3 protein-coding genes are annotated in these 1,162 nt (G+C 42.4%); all 3 read right to left on the reverse strand.

Annotated elements, in window-relative coordinates; all coding sequences use genetic code 11:
- A partial coding sequence (locus H5186_RS22525; protein WP_310737101.1) for a GAD-like domain-containing protein occupies positions 1–208 on the reverse strand: 208 nt, incomplete at its 3' end.
- A 7-nt stretch (positions 209–215) separates the two neighbouring features.
- Positions 216–614, reverse strand: a complete 399-nt coding sequence (locus H5186_RS23240; RefSeq protein ID WP_259400407.1) for a polymorphic toxin type 15 domain-containing protein — start codon at positions 612–614, stop codon at positions 216–218.
- A partial coding sequence (locus H5186_RS23245; RefSeq protein WP_259400408.1) for a polymorphic toxin type 15 domain-containing protein occupies positions 611–1,162 on the reverse strand: 552 nt, incomplete at its 5' end. The genes H5186_RS23240 and H5186_RS23245, both read right to left, overlap by 4 nt.

Consider the following 1,162-nt stretch of genomic DNA (forward strand, 5'->3'; position numbering starts at 1 on the left):
GAATGTCTTGATAATCCGCTGGATTTGTCAGCCAAAATAAACCATCGGCAAAGCCGCTAAAACCGAGTATTTGCCAGTATTCAAGTAGCTGGTCAGGCAGTTTCCCTCGATACGCTTCTATATCAGCGGTAGTCGCGGGTACAATTGTTGTTGGTTGGCCAAACTCGCTTAAAAAAAAGGCTAAATCGTCATCATTCGTTTCTATCATGGGTTCTCTACTTTTTATTTAACGGGCAGCGCTCAAGTTGAATGTTCAACTTAGCATCTGGGCCATGTTTTTTAAATGCTTTTTCAACTTGCTCATCCATTAATTGCACGCGTGTTTTATCCCCTTTTTTACTCCCTATGGGTGCTTTAGCCCACTGCGGACCTACAGAGCCATTAACTCGTTTATCGCCCATACGCGATACGCTATCATACCCGCCTGCGCCCATATCAGGGTCATGTAATGCATGTAAATTGTCCATAATTTCTGTTGTCCTTTGCAAGGCTAGTTTTTCGGCTTCAGCATATGATACTTTTTTGCTGTATGAGTCTTTAAGGGAGCTCTTTAAATCTTTTTCGAAGTCTTTTCTAAAATCATCTTGCGCAGTTCCAGTACCTTTGCGCTTCATCTTTTGTATCGCTCGCGGTTTTCTCTGTATTCACCAATGGTTAAATCATTCAAGCCATTTTCTTGATGTTTAAGCTGCCTTGCGTAATTATGCTCTAAAGCGCGTAAGTCGCCTTTATTTCTTTTCCTTAAGCCATCACTTGGTTTAAAACAAGGCACTTTGTAAGCTTTCATTTTTAATCGAAGTGGGTGAGTGTTTTTACTCTGTACCCCCTTTAAATCATTCCCTTTCGGTGGCTCTAATTCATTGGCTACCGTCTTCTTCGGTTTGCCCACTACGCCTGTGCTTGCCGGTGGCTCAAACTCATCGAGGGCTTTGTTTACGCGATTGCCAATTTCATTTGCGGCATTTTTAATGCCTTGGTCAATTTGCGGGGTGACTTCATCAAGTTGTTTGACCATGGCTTGCATGCCGTCAATGGCTGAGTCTGGCAGTAGGAGGTCGTATTTCCAGCTAGTTGAAATATCTTGCAAGGTATCTCTAAAGCTTTTAATAATTGCTTTGACTTCACTGGCGGCTTGTTTGCCTAAGTCTTGCCAGTTTATTTT

This window comes from Pseudoalteromonas sp. SG41-2 (assembly GCF_014164535.1).
In the GTDB taxonomy this organism is placed as follows: Bacteria; Pseudomonadota; Gammaproteobacteria; order Enterobacterales; family Alteromonadaceae; genus Pseudoalteromonas; species Pseudoalteromonas rhizosphaerae.

What these genes read in the sequence shown, in the direction of transcription:
- H5186_RS23240 (WP_259400407.1), bottom strand. Translation starts at nt 614, where the DNA reads ATGAAGCGCAAAGGTACTGGAACTGCGCAAGATGATTTTAGAAAAGAC.